Origin of the sequence: Caballeronia sp. LZ028 (assembly GCF_031451415.1) — a bacterium.
Taxonomy (GTDB): domain Bacteria; phylum Pseudomonadota; class Gammaproteobacteria; order Burkholderiales; family Burkholderiaceae; genus Caballeronia; species Caballeronia zhejiangensis.
Window position 1 is genome coordinate 1 of record NZ_JARUXN010000047.1, and the last position, 647, is coordinate 647.

The 647-nt window shown below is 61.7% G+C and carries 1 protein-coding gene; it reads left to right on the plus strand.

Going from position 1 to position 647, the window contains the following annotated elements:
* Positions 1-311 (plus strand): transposase (locus QCE58_RS34005; protein ID WP_309781265.1); only part of this gene is annotated, 311 nt, incomplete at its 5' end.
* Positions 312-647: the final 336 nt, after the last annotated feature.

Here is a 647-nt window from a genome sequence, read left to right on the forward strand (position 1 = left end):
ACCGCGAGAAGGGCCGCACCCGCTACAAGGCCATGACGCTCGACACTGGGGAGTTTATGCGCCGCTTCCTGCTCCACGTGCTGCCAGTCGGGTTCCATCGAATCCGGCATTATGGGTTGCTCTCTAACCCGGTGCGCCGCGCAAATCTAAGAAAGATACGTACGCTGCTCGGCGTGACCCCAGAACTCCGCCCAACACTGCACGACACGGTCATCGTCGATCGACCAACCTTCATCTGTCAGCACTGCGGCGCGCCCATGCTTGTCATTGACATTCTCCCGCGTACCGTACCGATTCGTGCCCCACCATAGGCGGCCCAGCGATGAGCGCTTTGCTTCGATCTCCATCTCAACCGTCGGCTTTGCGTCAATGCCGCCGACGAGCGGACGGTTGTGCCTTGAGCGTCATAGACGGTCCTACAGCCCTGACCCGAGCTGACGGTCACATGCGAGATCGTCCTCATTGCCGCCTCCACGCCGCTCCGGACGCTTGCATCGCCCGCCGCCGGCCCGCAACCCAGATCAGCCACATTGATCAATCGCCATAGCGAAAACGCTGGCTGCATCGGACTACTCCGCGGTTTCCTTCCTCGAGGTTTATCCAACGCCTGCCCGCACGCGTGGTCGTTCGATGACGCGCCCGTGGTT